The sequence below is a fragment of the Mesorhizobium sp. M1A.T.Ca.IN.004.03.1.1 genome (assembly GCF_003997555.1).
In the GTDB taxonomy this organism is placed as follows: Bacteria; Pseudomonadota; Alphaproteobacteria; order Rhizobiales; family Rhizobiaceae; genus Mesorhizobium.
Genome location: NZ_RZTV01000857.1, coordinates 1 through 246 on the forward strand (window position 1 = coordinate 1; position 246 = coordinate 246).

Sequence of the window (246 nt, forward strand, 5' to 3'; positions counted from 1 at the left end):
GCCTGAGCCGCTGATCCAGGGCGGCGCCCTTACGGGAGAAGTGCGGGCGCGTGTCCAGACCGATCTATCCTTCCGCGTCAGCGGCAAGATCATCGAACGGCTGGTCGAAGTCGGACAATCCGTCAAAGCGGGGCAGCTTCTCGCGCGGATCGATCCGGAAGAGCAGAAGGCCGACCTGGACGTGGCGGCGGCCAATCTTCAATCGGCCGAAGCGCTGCAGACCCAGGCGCAGCTTGCCTTCGACCG

1 protein-coding gene is annotated in these 246 nt (G+C 65.4%); it reads left to right on the forward strand.

The genetic code is table 11. The features are described 5' to 3' along the window. The coding region (locus EOD29_RS34125) for a biotin/lipoyl-binding protein (RefSeq protein ID WP_127248891.1) at nucleotides 1–246 on the forward strand (246 nt) is incomplete at both ends.